This is a genomic window from Kitasatospora sp. NPDC096077 (assembly GCF_040303245.1).
In the GTDB taxonomy this organism is placed as follows: Bacteria; Actinomycetota; Actinomycetes; order Streptomycetales; family Streptomycetaceae; genus Kitasatospora.
On sequence record NZ_JBEOSV010000027.1, the window covers coordinates 21,278 to 36,678 of the forward strand.

Consider the following 15,401-nt stretch of genomic DNA (forward strand, 5'->3'; position numbering starts at 1 on the left):
CCTACGCCCCGGTGTCCGTCCGCTCCTCGGGGCGGCCGGGCTCGGCCCAGCGGGTGTGGTAGCTGCCCGGCCGGTCGGTGCGGTGGTAGGTGTGGGCGCCGAAGAAGTCGCGCTGCCCCTGGATCAGTGCGGCGGGCAGGCGCTCGCTGCGCAGGGTGTCGTAGTAGGCCAGCGCGGCGGAGAAGGCCGGCACCGGGATGCCGTGCTGGGCCGCCCCGGCGACGACCGTGCGCCAGGCCGCCTGGGCGTCGGAGACCTCGGTGGCGAACTGCTTCTCGGCCAGCAGGCTCACCAGGTCCGGGTTGTCGGCGTGGGCGGCGCGGATCCGGTCCAGGAAGGCGGCCCGGATGATGCAGCCGCCGCGCCAGATCTTCGCCACCGCGCCGAGGTCGACGTCCCAGCCGTACTCGGCCGCCGCGTCGCGGATCATGGTCCAGCCCTGGTCGTAGGCGATGACCTTCGACGCGTACAGCGCCTGCTCGACGTCCCGGGTGAAGCGTTCGGCCTCGTGCGGGCGCAGCTCGTGCTCGGTGCCGCCGGGCAACGGGCGGTAGGCGGCGCGCAGTTCGGCTCGGCTGGAGGCGACCCGGGCGAAGGTGGCCTGGGCGATCGCGGTGACCGGGGAGCCGAGGTCGAGCGCGGTCTGCACGGTCCAGCGTCCGGTGCCCTTCTGCTCGGCGGCGTCCCGGACGATGTCGACGAAGGGCCTGCCGGTCCCGGCGTCCGTGTGGGCGAGGACCTCGGCGGTGATCTCGATGAGGTACGAGTCCAGCCGACCCTGGTTCCAGTGCCGGAAGATCCCGGCGATCTCGGCGGGGGAGTACCCGCCGATGTCCCGCAGCAGGTGGTAGGCCTCGGCGATGAGCTGCATGTCGGCGTACTCGATGCCGTTGTGCACCATCTTCACGAAGTGCCCGGCGCCGTCGGTGCCGATGTGGGTGCAGCAGGGCTCGCCGTCCACCTTGGCGCTGATCCGCTCCAGCATCGGGCCGAGCACGGTGTAGGACTCGGTGGAGCCGCCGGGCATGATCGAGGGGCCGTGCAGGGCGCCCTCCTCGCCGCCGGAGACACCGCTGCCGACGAAGTGGATGCCGCGCTCGCGCAGCGCCCTCTCGCGCCGGCGGGTGTCCGCGAAGTGGGCGTTGCCGCCGTCGATGATCATGTCGCCCGGTTCCAGCAGCGGGGCGAACTCCTCGATCACCTCGTCGGTCGGCCCGCCGGCCTTCACCATGATCAGCAGTCGGCGCGGCCGTTCCAACGCGGCCACGAAGTCCTCCGCCGACTCCGCCGGGACGAACGTTCCCTCCTGGCCGAACTCCTCGACCAGGGCCCTGGTCCGGGCGGGGGTGCGGTTGTGCACTGCGACCGTGTAGCCGTTGCGGGCGAAGTTCCGGGCCAGGTTGCGGCCCATGACCGCCAGCCCCGTCACGCCGATCTGTGCGGATGCGTCCATGACCTGCTGCTTCCTTCCTCAGGGCGTCCGGAGAGCCCGCCGGCTCGTACCGGGTGTCGCGTACCGCGGGGCCTGGAGTCTCGTGCCTGCCACCGCGCAGCGGAGGACCGGCCGGGGCGGCCGGACTTCAGGATCGCCGCCGGACGGTGCGCCGCGCCCGGGAGGCTAGCCCGTTCAGGGCCGGGTGCAAAGGCCGCGGGCGGCGGGTCGTCGGCGTCGCCGGGCTCAGTAGCCGCCGAGGAGGTTCCGGAACCTCACCAGGGCCTCCGGCCCGGCGCTGCTGTGCCAGCGGGTCGGGTCCGCGGGGCGGCGTCCCCAGAGCAGGAGCACCCGGGTGGCCGCGTCGCTCTCGATGGTGGCCGGGCCGTCCGCGGCGGCGAATCCGATGCTGACGCCCTCGGCGTCGGCGGTCACCAGCACGTCGTCGGTGCCCGGGACGCGCAGCCGGCCCTCGACCGGACTTCCACCGGGACCGATGCCGAGCCCGGCCGCGCCCTTGACCAACAGCGGCCGGCCGACGGACAGCACGGTGTGCCGGGTCATCCAGGGCTCGTCGAGCGCCGCCGTCGCGGTCCGGTCGTCCCCGGTGAGGTCCCAGCGGTGCATGACCAGTTCCTCGCGCAGGTGTTCCAGGAAGAACGGCACGGTCACCGTCCGGCGGGTCCAGCAGATCTCGGTCTCGGGGGCCAGGTTGCTCGCCGCTGCCGAGGCGACCTCGGTCAGTTCCGCGCAGCGGCTGGTGAACGCCGTCCAGAGCTCGGCGTCGGACATCCGCCGGTACGGGGCCTCACGGGTGAAGCCGCGGGTCTCCACCGGGGCGCCCACCAGGACGGCCCGCAGCACCCGGGCGAGCTCCTCGGCGTTGCCGGCCTGGTGGGCCAGCACGTCGCGGACCGTCCAGCCCTCGCACCAGGTGCCGTTGTCGGGGCGCCGTTGCTGGACGGCACGGAGGAAGGGGACCAGCTCGGGCAGCGCGTCGGCGACTTCGGTGGGAACCATGCGGCATGGGTATCCCGGCGGTACGGTCCGCCAAACGCGGCGGGTGCTCCCGTGAGCTCACCCGGACAGGCCGGTGACGCGCAGGGTGAGGTTGAGGCGGCCGCGGGCCAGACCGGTGGCCGGGTCACCGGTGCCCGGGTGGATCCTGGGCACGCCGTGGTAGGCGAAGCGGGACGGGCCGCCGAAGACCAGCAGGTCGCCGGAGGCGAGTTCGACGTCGGTCCAGGGGCGGTTGCGGGACTCGCTGTTGCCGAGGCGGAAGACGCAGCGGTCGCCGATGCTCAGCGACACCACCGGCGCGTCGGACTTCTCATCCTTGTCCTGGTGCATGCCGAGCCGGGCCTCGTGGTCGTAGTAGTTGATCAGCGCGGTGTCGGGGCGGTACCCGGCCGCGGCGGCCGGATCCCGGTAGGCGTCGGCGAGGGCTCGGCGGCCCAGCTCGGCCAGCCGGTCCGGGAAGTCGGCCACCCGCTCGCCGTTCACGTCGCCCGCCGTCCGGCTGTACCGGTAGGGCTGCCAGTGCCAGCCGAGGCAGACGGTCTGCACCGACATCACGCCGCCGCCCGGCACCCGGGTGTGCCGGATCGGCACCGGGCCGCGCGCCCAGCCCCGGCAGGCGGTGACGAGCGCGCGCTGCTCCTCGATCGTCAGCCAGCCGGGCACGTGCACCGCGCCGGGGGCGAGCTCGGTCCGGGGGACGGGCGGCAGCGGGAAGAGCGGTGGGGTCGAGGTCATCGGCCGCCGCCGTCCGAGGGCGGCAGCGGGGTGACCTGCCAGCCGTGCCGGATCTCCCAGCTGCCGCCGTCCGCCGTGGCGCCGCGCAGGCCGTCCACGGTGTCCGGGCCCGCGAGGGCGACGGCACGCGGCTCGGCCAGGGCGGCGAAGCCGAAGGTCCGGGCTGGGGACCACCCGGTGCTGTGCCCCCGCCGCGGCGCCTGGTGGCCCCTGGCGCGGGGTGGGGCGGCCACCACCCCGGCGGGGGGGGGGGGCCCCCCCCCCCCCCGCGCCGGGCGCAGCCAGGAGGCCGCCTGCTCGGGCCAGTCGACGACGGCGAGGACGGCTCCGCCGCGCGCCCGCCAGGCCTCGGTGAAGGCCTCGGCGGCCGCCCGGGAGGCGTCGTCCCGGCTGTGGCCGACGGCGACGGTGTGGATGCGGGGCCGTCCGGTGCTCAACAGGCGGAGCAGGGAGGTGAGTTCGGCGTCGGTGTGCCCGGCGGGGGCGGGCAGCGGGCCGTAGGCCGCGAGTTCGGCGGGGCGGAGCAGTGGCGAGGGGGTCATGGGTGCTGTTCCCCTTGACGGGCTTTCCAGCGGAGGTACTTGGTGGGCAGGCAGACGCCGCAGGGCCGGTAGCCGGCCGCGAGGGCGGTCGGCTCGTCGGCGAAGAAGACCCGGTGGCGGATGTAGCCCCCGGCGGCGAGGGCGCGCCGGGCCGACGGGCAGTCCAGCCGCCCGTAGATGCGGTCGGGGCGGTAGCCGCCGAGGGTGCCCGGCAGGGTGCTGGTACGGGTGCGGCCGTCGGGGCCGAGCAGCCGGTAGGTGCGGGGGCGGGGAGTGGTCACGGCGCTGCCTCAGGCGTCGTGGAAGACGAGGCCGAGCGCGTGCCGGCGGCCCGAGCGGACGGTGCTGACACCGTGCCGGACCGGGCTCGCGGAGAACCCCCGGGCCGAACGGACCGGCCGGTCGCGGGTGGTGAAGACCAGGCCGTGGCCCTGCCGAAGCACGGTGCTGGTGCCGCGGGACTGGGCGCGCGGGCGCTGCTCGACGAGCAGGAACTCGCCGCCGGTGTAGTCGGTGCCCTGCTCGTCGAGGCCGATGACCACCTGGAGCGGGAAGACCAGGTCGCGGAAGAGGTCCCGGTGCAGCGCGTTCCAGTCGCCGGGCCCGTAACGCAGCAGGATCTGCGAGGACTTGGCCTGCCCGGCCGCGTGGCAGCGCTCCAGCCACTCGTCCAGGTCGTCGGGCCAGGGCGCGGGGCGGCCCAACTTCGCCGCCCAGCCGCGGGCGACGGTCAGCAGGTGGGGGTAGAGGGCCCGGCGCAGCGCCTGGACGGGCTCGGGCAGGTCGTGGGTGAAGTAGCGGTACTGGCCGGAGCCGAAGCGGTGGCGAGCCATGTCGACGGTGCTGCGGAACAGTTCGTGCCGCTCGTAGAGCGCGGCCAGCTCACGGCACTCCTGGCGGGTGAGCAACTGCGGGGTGAGCGCGCAGCCGTGGGCGTCGAGCTCCTCGCCGAGGGCGGGCCAGTCGGCCGAGTCGACGCGCTGCCGGGCGACGGCGGTTGCGGTGCGGGTGATCACGGGGGTTCCTCGCTGCTGGACGGTACGGCGCGGGCGGGGCCGACCGTTCGTCGCGGCCGCCGCGCCGGAACCAGTCTGTGACGGGTGGGCGACGGGCGCTGGCGGGTTTCGGACCGGACGTTCCGGGAGGGGCGGAGCGTTGTCAGTGCCGTCTGTGATGATCGCCCTGAGCTTGGGGGAGGGCCGGAGGAGGAGACACATGGTGGACGGGCGTACGGACGGCCGGCGGGCGGAGACCGGCCGGTTCCGACGGGGTGACGTGCTGATGGTGGAGTGCCCGTTCGTCGAGGCGGCGGTCACCGGGGTCAGGCGCGACCACGTCTCGCTGCGCTGGCCGTGGTGGGAGGTCGACCCGGAGGCGGAGGGCGTCAGCTGGAACGGGGACGTGGCGCTGCCGACGCCCGAGGACCGCGACTGGGAGCGCTCGTTCTTCCGGACGGAACCACCGCCGGGCGCGCTGGAGGCGGGTGGCACCTGCCTGGTGGGGATACCGCCGACAGTGGTGCACGTGGTGGCGGTGCACCGCTTCGAACCGCCGCTGGTGACCGGATGGTTGCCCCGGCCCGCCTGCTACCTCGACGTCCTGCGGCAGGGCGAGACCCACGATCCCGAGCGCGAGTACCAGGCGTACGAGCTCGACCCGGCGGGCGGTGAGCCGATCCGGCTCAGGCTGCTTTTCCGGCCCTTTGCCTTCCTCGAACCGGGTGACGAGGTCGCCGACCGGGCCGGTCGGGCCTGGCGGTTCGACGCCGCTTGGGACTGGCACGCCTTCGACGGTGAGCGGTCCGCCGTACCGGCGTGGCCGTTGGCGCTGCTCACCCGCGGTGCGGGGGCGCCGAGGGTGGAGGAGGCCGCGGCCGTCGCGCGTGCGACGGCGGTCGGTGGTCACGCGGAGGAGGTGGAGCGGTGGTCCGGACTCGCCCTCGCGGAGCCCGTCGTCCTGAGGTCGTAGACCCGGCCGGTCGGCCGGATCGCCGGTTGGCCTCCCTGCCCAGGGAGGCCAACCGGCGCTGGCTCACGCCACGTTGACGGCGGTGTCGTCCAGGACGAAGGAGGTCTGCTTGGTGTAGTCCTCGGCGCCGGTGAACTTGAGGGTCACGGTCTGCCCGGCGTAGCCGGACAGGTCGAGGCTGTGCTGCTGGTAGCCGGTGGCCGCGTTGACGTTGGAGTAGGTCGCCAGGGTGGTGCCGTTCGCGGTGACGGTCAGCTTGTCGTACGCGCTGGTGGTGGGTTCGGCGGTGTCGATGTGCAGCCAGAAGCTGAAGGTGTAGCTGCTGCAGCCGGTCGGCAGGGTCACCGTCTGGGCCAGGGTGTCGGTGTTGGTGCTGCCGTAGCCGTCCAGCCAGACGTCGTAACTGCCGGAGTGCGGGGGCTCGTTGGAGCCGCTGTTGATGGTGCTGGTGCCGCTGGTGTTGGTCTCGGTCCAGCCGGTCGTCGAACCGGCCTCGAAGCCGGGGTTGGTGAGCAGTTGGGCCGGGGCGCAGTTGCCGCCGCCGGTGGGCTGGACGGTCCAGGTGAAGGTGACGGAGGAGGACGGGCCGGTGGAGTCGGTGGCGGTGGCCGTCACGGAGTAGCTGCCGGCGGCGGTCGGGGTGCCGCTGATCAGGCCGGTGGTGGCGTTGAGGCCGAGGCCCGCGGGCAGGCCGGAGGCGGTGTAGCCGAGGGTGCCGCCGGCCGTGTCGGTGGCGGAGAGCTGGAGGCTGGTGGCGGTTCCGACGGTGGCGGTGCGGGTGCCGGGGTTGCCGAGGGTGACGCTGCCGGTGGTGCCGCCGCCGCTGCCCGCGGCGAGCCAGGCGGTGGCGTTGAGGCCGAGCGCGGCGTCGGTGCCGGCCGGGTCGTTCCAGCCGTTGTAGAGGGTCTTGCCGGATTCGCCGGTGCCGTCGTCGATGGCCGAGCTGTCGCCCCACAGGGCGACCCGGCCCTTGCCGAAGCTGCTGGTGGCGAAGAAGGCGCCGGTGGTGCCGGAGGAGCCGGTGCGGTAGACGATGCCCTTGACGGCGGGGTTGTCGGCGGGCTTGAGGGTGAAGGTGGTGCCGTTGCGGATGATGCTGCCGGTGACGGTGCCGAAGGGGCCGTGCAGCACCGGGTCGGTGGCGTCGTTGATCGCGGTCGGGTTGTCGGTCTGGATGTTGAGCAGATCGACGGAGAGCCCGAACGGGTCCTTGCTGTTGACCGAGTTGGTGGTCATCAGGTCGTTGATGATGGCGGGGGAGTCCCAGCCGTCGTTGTTGCGGTCGCTGCCGGTGTGGTCGGAGATCAGGAACAGACCGCCGCCGTTCTGGACGAAGGTCATCACGGCGGTCTTCTCGGCGTCGCTGAGCCGGATGTTCGGCTCGGGCAGGACGAACTCGTCGAAGTTGGCGAGGTCCAGCGCGCCGCCGGTGCCGTAGGTGATGGTGGAGCCGCTCGGCAGGGTCTTGAGGCTGTACTGGCCGGTCTTCTGGAGAGCGACGCCCCAGCTGGAGATGGCGCCGGTCCAGTCGGTCTCGGACTGCGGGTCGGCGTTCTCGGCGAGCGGGTCGGGCTGGCTGGTGCTGATGATCCAGTCGGCGTTGCCGGCGGTCTCCGCCTTGCTGGCGTCGAACAGGACGCGGTGCTTGGCGGCCGTGGCGGCGGCGGGCGCCGGTGCGGTCGCGGGCGCCGCCGCGGCCCGGTGGGGCGCGGCGCCCGCACCGGCGAGGACGGTGAGGACGACGGCTCCCAGGGCGAGTGGGCGGATGGCGTCGAGGTGTCTGAGCATCGGTCAAGTCCCTTGTGGTGTGGGGGTACAGGGGATTGCTACGCGCGTAGGCGTGGCTGACACCGTGCCATGATGCGGTGAGCGGGGCTTGAACGGAACACGACGATTCGGCGCAGAGGGCCCCGTCGGTTCGACGACGGGGCCCGGCGGTCGGGTGGGTCGGGCGGGTTCGGTGGTTCGGGAGGGTCAGACGGGTCAGGCCGTCGGCAGCGGCAGCGGCAGCGGCTGCGGGGCGGTCGGGCCGGTGTAGCGGGCGGCCGGGCGGATGATCTTGGGGTCGGCGGCCTGCTCCAGGATGTTGGCGCTCCAGCCGATCACCCGGCCCGCGGCGAAGGTGGGCGTGAACATGTCCCTGGGCAGGCCGCACAGGTGCATCACCACGCCGGCGTAGAACTCCACGTTGGTGTGGAGCTCGCGGCCCGGCTTCAGCTCGGCGAGGATCGCCTCCACCCGGGACTCCACCTGGACGGCGAGGTCGACCAGCTCCCCGCCGAAGGACCGGGCGATCCCGCGCAGCATCCGGGAGCGCGGGTCCTCGGTGCGGTAGACGGGATGGCCGAAGCCCATGATCCGGTCGCCGGCCAGCACGTGCTCCCGGATCCAGTCGTCGATCCGGTCCGGGGTACCGATCGCGTCCAGGGTGTCCAGCGCCCGGCTGGGCGCGCCGCCGTGCAGCGGTCCGGAGAGCGCGCCCAGCCCGCCGACCAGGCAGGCGACCAGGTCGGCCCCGGTGGAGGCGATCACCCGGGAGGTGAAGGTGGAGGCGTTGAAGCCGTGGTCCACCGTGGAGATCAGGTACTGCTCGATCGCCCGGGCCTTGGCGGGCTCGGGCTCCTGGCCGGTCAGCATGCAGAGGTAGTTGGCCGCGTGGCCGAGGTCGTCGCGCGGTTCCACCGGCTCCTCGCCGTGCTGCAGCCGGTACAGCGCGGCGAGGACGGTCGGTACCAGTGCGGTGGCGAACAGCGCGTCCTCGACCCGCCGGTCGGGGGCGGTGTCGTAGAGCGGGCGGATGCCGCGGTCGGCGGCGGCGATCGAGAGCGCGGCGCCCAGGGCGCTGAGCGGGCCGCCGTGCACGGTGGCCGCCGCGAGCGCGGGCAGCAGCGGGCGGAGCGCGTCGGGGAGCCGGCGCAGCGGCGCGGTGCGGGCCAGGAAGGTGCTGCGCCCGGCCGCGTCGGGCAGCTCGCCGAACAGCATCAGCTGCCAGACGTCCTCCAGGGTGCGCTGTTCGGCGAGCTCGATCGCCGAGTACTGGCGGTAGTGGTAGAAGCCCTCCAGCCCGCGGACGTCGCTGAGTGCGGTCTCGGTGACCACGACGCCCTTCAGACCGCGCGGGACCTCTATCCGGGTGGTGCTCGACATCTGGGTGGTGTTCGACATGGTGGTGGCCCTCCTCGGGCGGTTGTTCCGGGTGACGATCCGTACTCTCCGAGCATTGATCCACGTTGTCAATGTTGATTACGATCAATATGGAATACTCCAGATCATCATCGAGATGCGGTGATCCAGGTGCGCGGGGAGACGAGGGGAACCATGGGCGAACGCCTGACCACCCGGCAGGTCGCCGAACGACTCGGTGTCAAGGTGGAGACGGTGTACGCCTACGCCAGTCGGGGGCAGCTCAGCAGTGAGCGGGCGCCGGACGGCAAGGGCAGCACCTTCGACGCCGACGAGGTGGCGGAGCTGGCCGCCCGTGGGCGCCGCACGCCGGTGCGTCCGGTGGTCGGCGAACCGGTCACGGTACGGACCGGGCTGACCCTGATCGAGCACGGCCGGCTCTACTACCGCGGCCGGGACGCCGTCGAACTCGCCACCCGGTACGGCTTCGAGGCCGCGATCGGCTGGCTCTGGGGCCGGGGCGCCGACGCCCCGGTGGCACTGCGGGTGCCGCCCGCCACCGCCGAGGCGCTGTCCCGGGCCGCCGCCGCGCTGCCGGACGGGATCCGACTGCCGGACCGGCTGCGGATCTCCGTCACCGTCGCGGCCGCGCTCGACCCGCTCCGCTTCGACCTGCGCGAGCAGACCGTGCTGGCGGCCGGGGCGGCGCTGATCGCCGGGATGGTGGAGGCCCTGCCGCGCACCGCGCCCGACTCCGGGCCGGACGCCTCGCTGGCGGCGCGGCTGTGGAGCCGGCTCGCCACCGACGCACCGACGCCCGAGGCGCTGGCCTGCCTGGACCGCGCGTTGGTGCTGCTGATCGACCACGAGCTGGCGGTGTCCACGGTGGCGGCCCGGGTGGCGGCCTCGGCGCGGGCCCATCCGTACGCCGTGGTCTCGGCCGGGCTCGGCGCCACCGACGGCCCGCTGCACGGTGCGGCCAGCCCGCTGGCGCACCGGATGCTCGCCGAGGTGCTGGCCGCCGGCGCCGTACCGGTGGTCTCCGACTACCTGCGCACCGGCCGCCCGATCCCGGGCCTCGGCCACCGGCTCTACCCCGAGGGCGACCCCCGGGCGGTGGCGCTGCTGGACGCGGTGGCGCTGCTGGACGGCGGTGCGGCCGTGGTGGCGGCCGTCGCCGCGGTGGAGGCGGCGGCCGCCCCGGCCGGCGGGCCGGGGCCCCGGGCCAACATCGACCTCGCGCTGTCCGCCCTGGCCCTGGCCGCCGGACTGCCGGCCGAGGCCGGCGAGGTGGTCTTCGCGGTGGCCCGCACCCCGGGCTGGCTGGCCCACGCGGTGGAGGAGTACCAGGAGGAGCCGCTGCGGATGCGGGCCCGGGCGAGCTACACCGGGCCGCGCCCGGAGGCGCGGCCGCTCGGCCCCGACGGGAGGTGACGGGCCGGCCTTCCCGAGCCGCCCTTCGAGCCGGGCCTACCCCCGGGCCAGCCTTCCCAGGGCCAGCCCGGCCAGCAGCGCGGCGCCGTCGGCGAGCACGCTGTCGTCGAACTCGGCGTCGGGGGAGTGGTTGTAGGGCGCGGTGAAGGGGTCGCGGCCGTCCGTCGGGACGGCGCCGAGCATCACGAAGGCCGACGGGACCAGCGCGGCCAGCACGCCGAAGTCCTCGGAGCCGGCGATCGGTTGGGGCATCTCGGCGTAGCGCTCCGGCCCGAGCAGCCGGGTCGCCAGGCCGGCCGCGAAGGCCGCCTCCACCGGGTCGTTGACGGTCACCGGGTAGCCGGGCTCCACCTCGGCCACCGCCTCCAGCCCGTGAGCGGCCGCGACCCCGCGGACCACCCGGAGCGCCTCGGTGTGCGCCAGGTCCCGCGAGCGCTCGGAGAAGGAGCGGAGGGTCGCCGAGAACCGCGCCTCGTCGGGGATCACATTGGCCGCCGTACCGGCGTTCAGCGTGCCGACGGTCAGCACCACCGGGTCGAAGGCGTCCAGCCGCCGGGTCACCATCGTCTGGAGGGCCAGCACCGCCTCGCACAGCGCCGGGACCGGGTCCAGCGCCGAATGCGGGCTGGAGCCGTGCCCGCCGCGCCCGCGCAGGGTGACCCACAGGGTGTCCGAGGCGGCCAGCATCGGCCCGGGGCGGGCGGCGACCACCCCGTTCGGCAGCAGCGCGGAGGCCACGTGCAGGGCGTACGCGGCCACCACCCGCCGGCCGGCCGCCTCCAGGACGCCCGCGTCCACCATCAGCTGGGCGCCGCCCGCCCCCTCCTCGCCGGGCTGGAACATCAGCACCACGTCGCCGGGCAGCTCCGCCTGCCGCTCGGCCAGCAGTCGGGTGGCGCCGACGAGTGCGGCCATGTGCAGGTCGTGCCCGCAGGCGTGCATCTGGCCCGGGATCCTGGAGGCGTACGGCACCCGGACGTTCTCCTGGACGGGCAGCGCGTCCATGTCGGCGCGCAGCAACACCGCCGGCCCGGGGCGCCCACCGTGCAGCACCGCCGTGATCGAGCTCAGCTCCTTGCCCAGGGTGAGCTCCAGCGGCAGGCCGTCGAGCGCCCCGAGCAGCAGCTCCCGGGTCCGCGGCAGGTCCAGCGCGATCTCCGGCACCTGGTGCAACTTGCGCCTCAGGGTGGTGAGTTCGGGCTGGATCCGGGCGGCCGAGCGGGCGAGTTCGGGCAGTGCCAGTAGGTCGAGCGGGTCGGCGGACGCGGATGGGTCGGGCACGGTGCCTCCAGGATCGAACGGAGTCGGCGACGTCGAACGGAATCACGGATGGGGCGGGCTCCAGGATCGACCGTCGCCCGGCCCGGGGTGGCCGGGTTCACGGAATCCGCCACGAGTTCGGCGGGTCCGGTGCGGTTTCGGCGGGCCTGGGTGCAGTGTCCGCCTCCGTCGGGACGGCCGCTTCGTTGAGATAGTCCGACGGAGTGACTATCGTCATGGGGTGAGTGAGCGAGTGATGCAAGAACCCACCGTGATGGTCCTGACCGCCCTCGCGGACGCCCCCCGGCACGGATACGCCATCGCCCAGGAGATCAAGGCCATCACCGACGGCCGGGTCTCGCTGCGCACCGGAGCCCTCTACGGGGCATTGGACCGGCTGCTGGCCGACGGCCTGATCGTGGTCGAGCGCGAGGAGATCGTGGACGGCCGGGCCCGGCGGATCTTCGATCTGTCCCCGACCGGGCGCGAACGGCTGGCCGCCGAGGCCGAACGCCTGGCGGCGACGGCGCGGGAGGCCGCCCGACGCCTGTCCGTGGTCCGCCCGGCGGCGACCGGCCCATGATCGAACACGTGCTGCGGCTCTACCCCGCCGCCTACCGCCGCGCCCACGGCGAGGAGATCGCCGCGACCTTCCACGAGCTGACGGCGGGCGAGCCGCTGGGCGTGCGCCTGCGGGACGGCGCCGACCTGGCGGGGCAGGCGCTGCGGATGCGGGTGGGGCTGGGGCCCGCCGCCGCCCTCCCCAAGGTCCTCGGCCTGGCCCAGCCCCTGGTGCTGGCCGCCTCGGCCGCCGCCGGCGGCCTGCACCTGCTGCGCTGGTACGCCGCCGTGGTCGCCTCGCCCACGCCCCTGGGGGTGCAACTCCGGGTCGACCTGTCCGGGACCTGGGGCGTGCTGCTGCTCTCCGCCCTGCTGGTGTTCGTGGGGGCGGCGACCGCGCTGGCCGGCCGGTGGCGGGTGGGCGTGCCCTGCACGGTGCTCGGGCTGCTCGCCTTCGCGGCGGCCGCGGTGGTCAGCGGCCCCGCCTTCGGGTCCCCGGTCGCCGTCCCGGCCGCGGCCGTGCTGGCGGCGGCCGTGCTGCTGGGCTGCCCGCCGGACCGGCGTTCGGAGGGCATGGCGGCCGGTCGCGCGGGTGTGGCCGGGGCCATGGTCGCGCTCGTCCTGGTGCCACGGGCGGCCGTCGATGCGCACGTGCTGCCCGGGGTCTCCACCGACTACGGCTGCTGGCCGCTGCTGGTCCTCGGTGCGACGGGCGTCGCGCTGGCCTGGCGGCAGGGCTCCCGCAGCGGCTCGAACGGCGGTCGCGAGCTGGCCGCCACGGCCCTGGCGGCCCCGCCGCTGCTGGCCGAGGCCTGCACCACCGCCTGGGGCGACGCGACCGCCGTCGCCTGCCTGGCGACCGTCCTGACGGCCGTCGCGGCCGGCGGTCTGCTCGCCGTCCGGTTGGCGCGAACCTCCCCCTGAGTGCTCCCGAACCCCGCCGAACGGCCCCTCCCGGCCCCTCGGCGGGGTTCGTCGCGTTCGGCAGGGTCCGTCGCACGGGTATTAGTCCGTTTGACGTAGCATTCCGTTCAACGGACTATTGGTCCGCGTGAGAGGAAAGCCATGCCGTTCACCCTGTCCCACCCCGCCGCCGTCCTGCCGCTGCTGCGCAGCCCGTTCAGCCGGGCCGCGCTGGTCGCCGGTGCCGTCGCCCCGGATCTGCCCTACTTCGTCTCCACGATCGGCCTGCCGGTCAGCGCCCAGTCCTGGTACGAGCCCTTCGTCAACGCCACCACCACCCACTCGGTGTCCGGCGTCCCCGCCGTCACGCTGCCGTACACCCTGCTGCTCTGGGGCCTGTTCCTGGCCGCCCACCAGCCGGTGGCCGCCCTGCTGCGGCTGCCGCCCGACACCGCACAGCCGCCCTCCCGCTCGGTCGCCCGCACGGTCGGCGCGGTGGCCCGGCGGGCGGGGTGGGTGCTGCTCTCCGCCCTGATCGGCATCGCCACCCACCTGGTCTGGGACTCCTTCACCCACTTCGACGGCTTCGTGGTCACCCACATCCACTGGCTGAACTCCACCCTGGTCGGCAGCTTCAGCTGGGCGCGGGCGCTGCAGCACCTGAGCACGATCGGCGGCCTCGCCGTCCTCGCGGTGTACGGCTGGCGCCGCCGCGACCGCCTCCGCGCCGGGACGGTCCTCACCGGGCCCGCCGCCGTGACTCGCCGCCGGGTCCTGCTCGCCCTGGCCCTGGGCGCCCTGGCCGGAGCCGTCGCCCACGCCTGGTGGCGGCTCACTGCCCCGGAGGCGAGGGACGGGGTCCCGCTGGACGCCCTGGTCGAAGGGGTGCTGTCCGACGCGGCCAAGGGCGCGGGCGCCGGCCTGATCGCCGCCCTGGCCGTCTACGCCACCGCCTGGTGGATCCGCCGGGCCGCCGGGGGAGCCCGCCGCTACCGGGACGCCGTACCGGCCGACACCGCGGCCTGACCCGCAGTTCCCGACGGCGATCCCCGACTGCGGGCCCGTCCGCTCTGTCCGTAGCGACAAAACCCGGGCGGCGTCCACTGGTGCCGGGGACATGGTCCACGGGCCGGTTTGTCGGCACGGTGGGAGCTGCCGCAACCGGGAGGGCCCCGGACGGGCGGTGTCGGAAGGACGGCGAGCACGGTGGACGTGAAGTCGAAGGGCCAGTACGGGGACTTCCAGAACGAGATCTACTTCGAGGGGCTGTTCGGGGTCCAGCCGACCATGCCGATGGACTTCGCCGGGCTGGAGGCCCGGGCCCAGGCCGCACTGCCGCCCTCGGTGCTGTCCTACGTGGCGGGCGGCGCCGGGGACGAGTTCACCCAGCGGGCCAATGTGACGGCCTTCGAGCGCTTCGGCCTGGTGCCGCGGATGATGGTCGGCGCCGCCCGGCGCGACCTGGGCGTCGACCTGTTCGGACTGCGGCTGCCGTCACCGCTGTTCATGGCGCCGGTCGGGGTGATCGGGCTGTGCGCCCAGGACGGGCACGGCGACCTCGCCACCGCCCGCGCCGCCGCCAGGACCGGGGTGCCGATGGTCGCCTCGACCCTGACGGTGGATCCGCTGGAGCAGGTCGCCGCCGAGTTCGGCGAGACGCCCGGCTTCTTCCAGCTCTACACCCCCACCGACCGGGCGCTCGCCGAGAGCCTGGTGCACCGGGCGGAGGCGGCCGGCTTCAAGGGCATCGTGATCACCCTGGACACCTGGATCACCGGCTGGCGCCCGCGCGACCTGGGCGCGAGCAACTTCCCCCAGCTGCGCGGCCACGCCCTCGCCAACTACACCTCCGACCCGGTCTTCCGGGCCCGCCTCGCCAAGACGCCCGAGGAGGACCCGCAGGCTGTCGTCCGCGAGTGGGTGCAGATCTTCGGCAACCCGCTGACCTGGGAAGACCTGCCCTGGCTGCGCTCCCTCACCGACTTGCCGATCATCCTCAAGGGCATCTGCCACCCCGAGGACGCCCGCCGGGCCAGGGACGGCGGCGTGGACGCGATCTACTGCTCCAACCACGGCGGCCGCCAGGCCAACGGCGGCCTCCCGGCCCTGACGGCCCTGCCCGGCGTGGTCGAGGCGGCGGACGGCCTGCCGGTGCTGTTCGACTCCGGCATCCGCTCCGGGGCCGACGTGATCAAGGCCCTCGCCCTCGGCGCCACCGCCGTCGGCATCGGCCGCCCGTACGCCTACGGCCTCGCGGTCGGCGGCACCGACGGCATCGTCCACGTCCTGCGCTCACTGCTCGCCGAGGCCGACCTGATCATGGCCGTGGACGGCTACCCGACCCTCGCCGACCTGCGGGCGGAGGGCGCCCTGCGCACGCTCTGACCCACCACCGTCGGAGGTTCGCGCGCGGCGGGCCGGTG

The 15,401-nt window shown here is 74.4% G+C and carries 15 protein-coding genes; 6 read left to right on the forward strand and 9 right to left on the reverse strand.

Annotated elements, in window-relative coordinates:
- Position 1: 1 nt before the first annotated feature.
- From gnd to ABTZ03_RS23205, 6 genes are all read right to left on the reverse strand, one after another.
- A complete protein-coding gene (gene gnd, locus ABTZ03_RS23180) occupies positions 2–1,453 on the reverse strand; it encodes an NADP-dependent phosphogluconate dehydrogenase (protein ID WP_350514953.1) in 1,452 nt (483 codons plus the stop codon).
- A 225-nt stretch (positions 1,454–1,678) separates the two neighbouring features.
- Positions 1,679–2,452, reverse strand: a complete 774-nt coding sequence (locus ABTZ03_RS23185) for a maleylpyruvate isomerase N-terminal domain-containing protein (RefSeq protein ID WP_350514954.1) — start codon at positions 2,450–2,452, stop codon at positions 1,679–1,681.
- A gap of 57 nt (positions 2,453–2,509) precedes the next feature.
- Positions 2,510–3,187 carry an alpha-ketoglutarate-dependent dioxygenase AlkB family protein gene (locus ABTZ03_RS23190; RefSeq protein ID WP_350514955.1) on the reverse strand — a complete coding sequence of 226 codons (678 nt, stop codon included), beginning with the start codon at positions 3,185–3,187 and terminating at the stop codon, positions 2,510–2,512.
- The gene (locus tag ABTZ03_RS23195) at positions 3,184–3,729 is read right to left on the reverse strand and encodes a hypothetical protein (protein WP_350514956.1); all 546 of its coding nucleotides are present in this window, start codon (positions 3,727–3,729) and stop codon (positions 3,184–3,186) included. Before ABTZ03_RS23195 ends, ABTZ03_RS23190 begins: the two co-directional genes overlap by 4 nt.
- The gene (locus tag ABTZ03_RS23200) at positions 3,726–4,010 is read right to left on the reverse strand and encodes an Ada metal-binding domain-containing protein (protein ID WP_350514957.1); all 285 of its coding nucleotides are present in this window, start codon (positions 4,008–4,010) and stop codon (positions 3,726–3,728) included. The genes ABTZ03_RS23195 and ABTZ03_RS23200 overlap by 4 nt, the downstream gene beginning before the upstream one ends.
- A gap of 9 nt (positions 4,011–4,019) precedes the next feature.
- The gene (locus tag ABTZ03_RS23205; RefSeq protein WP_502894560.1) at positions 4,020–4,745 is read right to left on the reverse strand and encodes a 2OG-Fe(II) oxygenase; all 726 of its coding nucleotides are present in this window, start codon (positions 4,743–4,745) and stop codon (positions 4,020–4,022) included.
- Positions 4,746–4,944: 199 nt separating this feature from the next.
- On the opposite strand from ABTZ03_RS23205, the gene ABTZ03_RS23210 reads away from it, so the two are divergent.
- Positions 4,945–5,697, forward strand: a complete 753-nt coding sequence (locus tag ABTZ03_RS23210; protein WP_350514958.1) for a hypothetical protein — start codon at positions 4,945–4,947, stop codon at positions 5,695–5,697.
- Between the two features lie 63 nt (positions 5,698–5,760).
- On the opposite strand, the gene ABTZ03_RS23215 is transcribed toward ABTZ03_RS23210, so the two are convergent.
- Positions 5,761–7,485, reverse strand: coding sequence for a putative Ig domain-containing protein (locus tag ABTZ03_RS23215; RefSeq protein ID WP_350514959.1), 1,725 nt, complete (start codon positions 7,483–7,485; stop codon positions 5,761–5,763).
- A 195-nt stretch (positions 7,486–7,680) separates the two neighbouring features.
- Positions 7,681–8,862 carry a citrate synthase/methylcitrate synthase gene (locus ABTZ03_RS23220; protein WP_350514960.1) on the reverse strand — a complete coding sequence of 394 codons (1,182 nt, stop codon included), beginning with the start codon at positions 8,860–8,862 and terminating at the stop codon, positions 7,681–7,683.
- Positions 8,863–9,015: 153 nt separating this feature from the next.
- Here ABTZ03_RS23220 and ABTZ03_RS23225 point away from each other — a divergent pair, with 153 nt between their 5' ends.
- Positions 9,016–10,254, forward strand: a complete 1,239-nt coding sequence (locus ABTZ03_RS23225; RefSeq protein ID WP_350514961.1) for a citrate synthase — start codon at positions 9,016–9,018, stop codon at positions 10,252–10,254.
- 36 nt (positions 10,255–10,290) lie between these two features.
- Here ABTZ03_RS23225 and ABTZ03_RS23230 read toward each other — a convergent pair whose 3' ends face one another.
- On the reverse strand, positions 10,291–11,535 hold the full coding sequence (locus ABTZ03_RS23230; RefSeq protein WP_502894561.1) for a M20 metallopeptidase family protein: 1,245 nt from the start codon (positions 11,533–11,535) through the stop codon (positions 10,291–10,293).
- 235 nt (positions 11,536–11,770) lie between these two features.
- On the opposite strand from ABTZ03_RS23230, the gene ABTZ03_RS23235 reads away from it, so the two are divergent.
- From ABTZ03_RS23235 to ABTZ03_RS23250, 4 genes are all read left to right on the forward strand, one after another.
- Positions 11,771–12,097: a PadR family transcriptional regulator gene (locus tag ABTZ03_RS23235; RefSeq protein ID WP_350514962.1), complete on the forward strand. Its 327-nt coding sequence runs from the start codon at positions 11,771–11,773 to the stop codon at positions 12,095–12,097.
- Entirely contained in the window at positions 12,094–12,999 is a 906-nt protein-coding gene (locus ABTZ03_RS23240) for a hypothetical protein (protein ID WP_350514963.1), read from the forward strand. The genes ABTZ03_RS23235 and ABTZ03_RS23240 overlap by 4 nt, the downstream gene beginning before the upstream one ends.
- 141 nt (positions 13,000–13,140) lie before the next feature.
- Positions 13,141–14,004, forward strand: coding sequence for a DUF4184 family protein (locus tag ABTZ03_RS23245; protein WP_350514964.1), 864 nt, complete (start codon positions 13,141–13,143; stop codon positions 14,002–14,004).
- Positions 14,005–14,184: 180 nt separating this feature from the next.
- On the forward strand, positions 14,185–15,363 hold the full coding sequence (locus ABTZ03_RS23250) for an alpha-hydroxy-acid oxidizing protein (protein ID WP_350514965.1): 1,179 nt from the start codon (positions 14,185–14,187) through the stop codon (positions 15,361–15,363).
- Positions 15,364–15,401 lie beyond the last annotated feature (38 nt).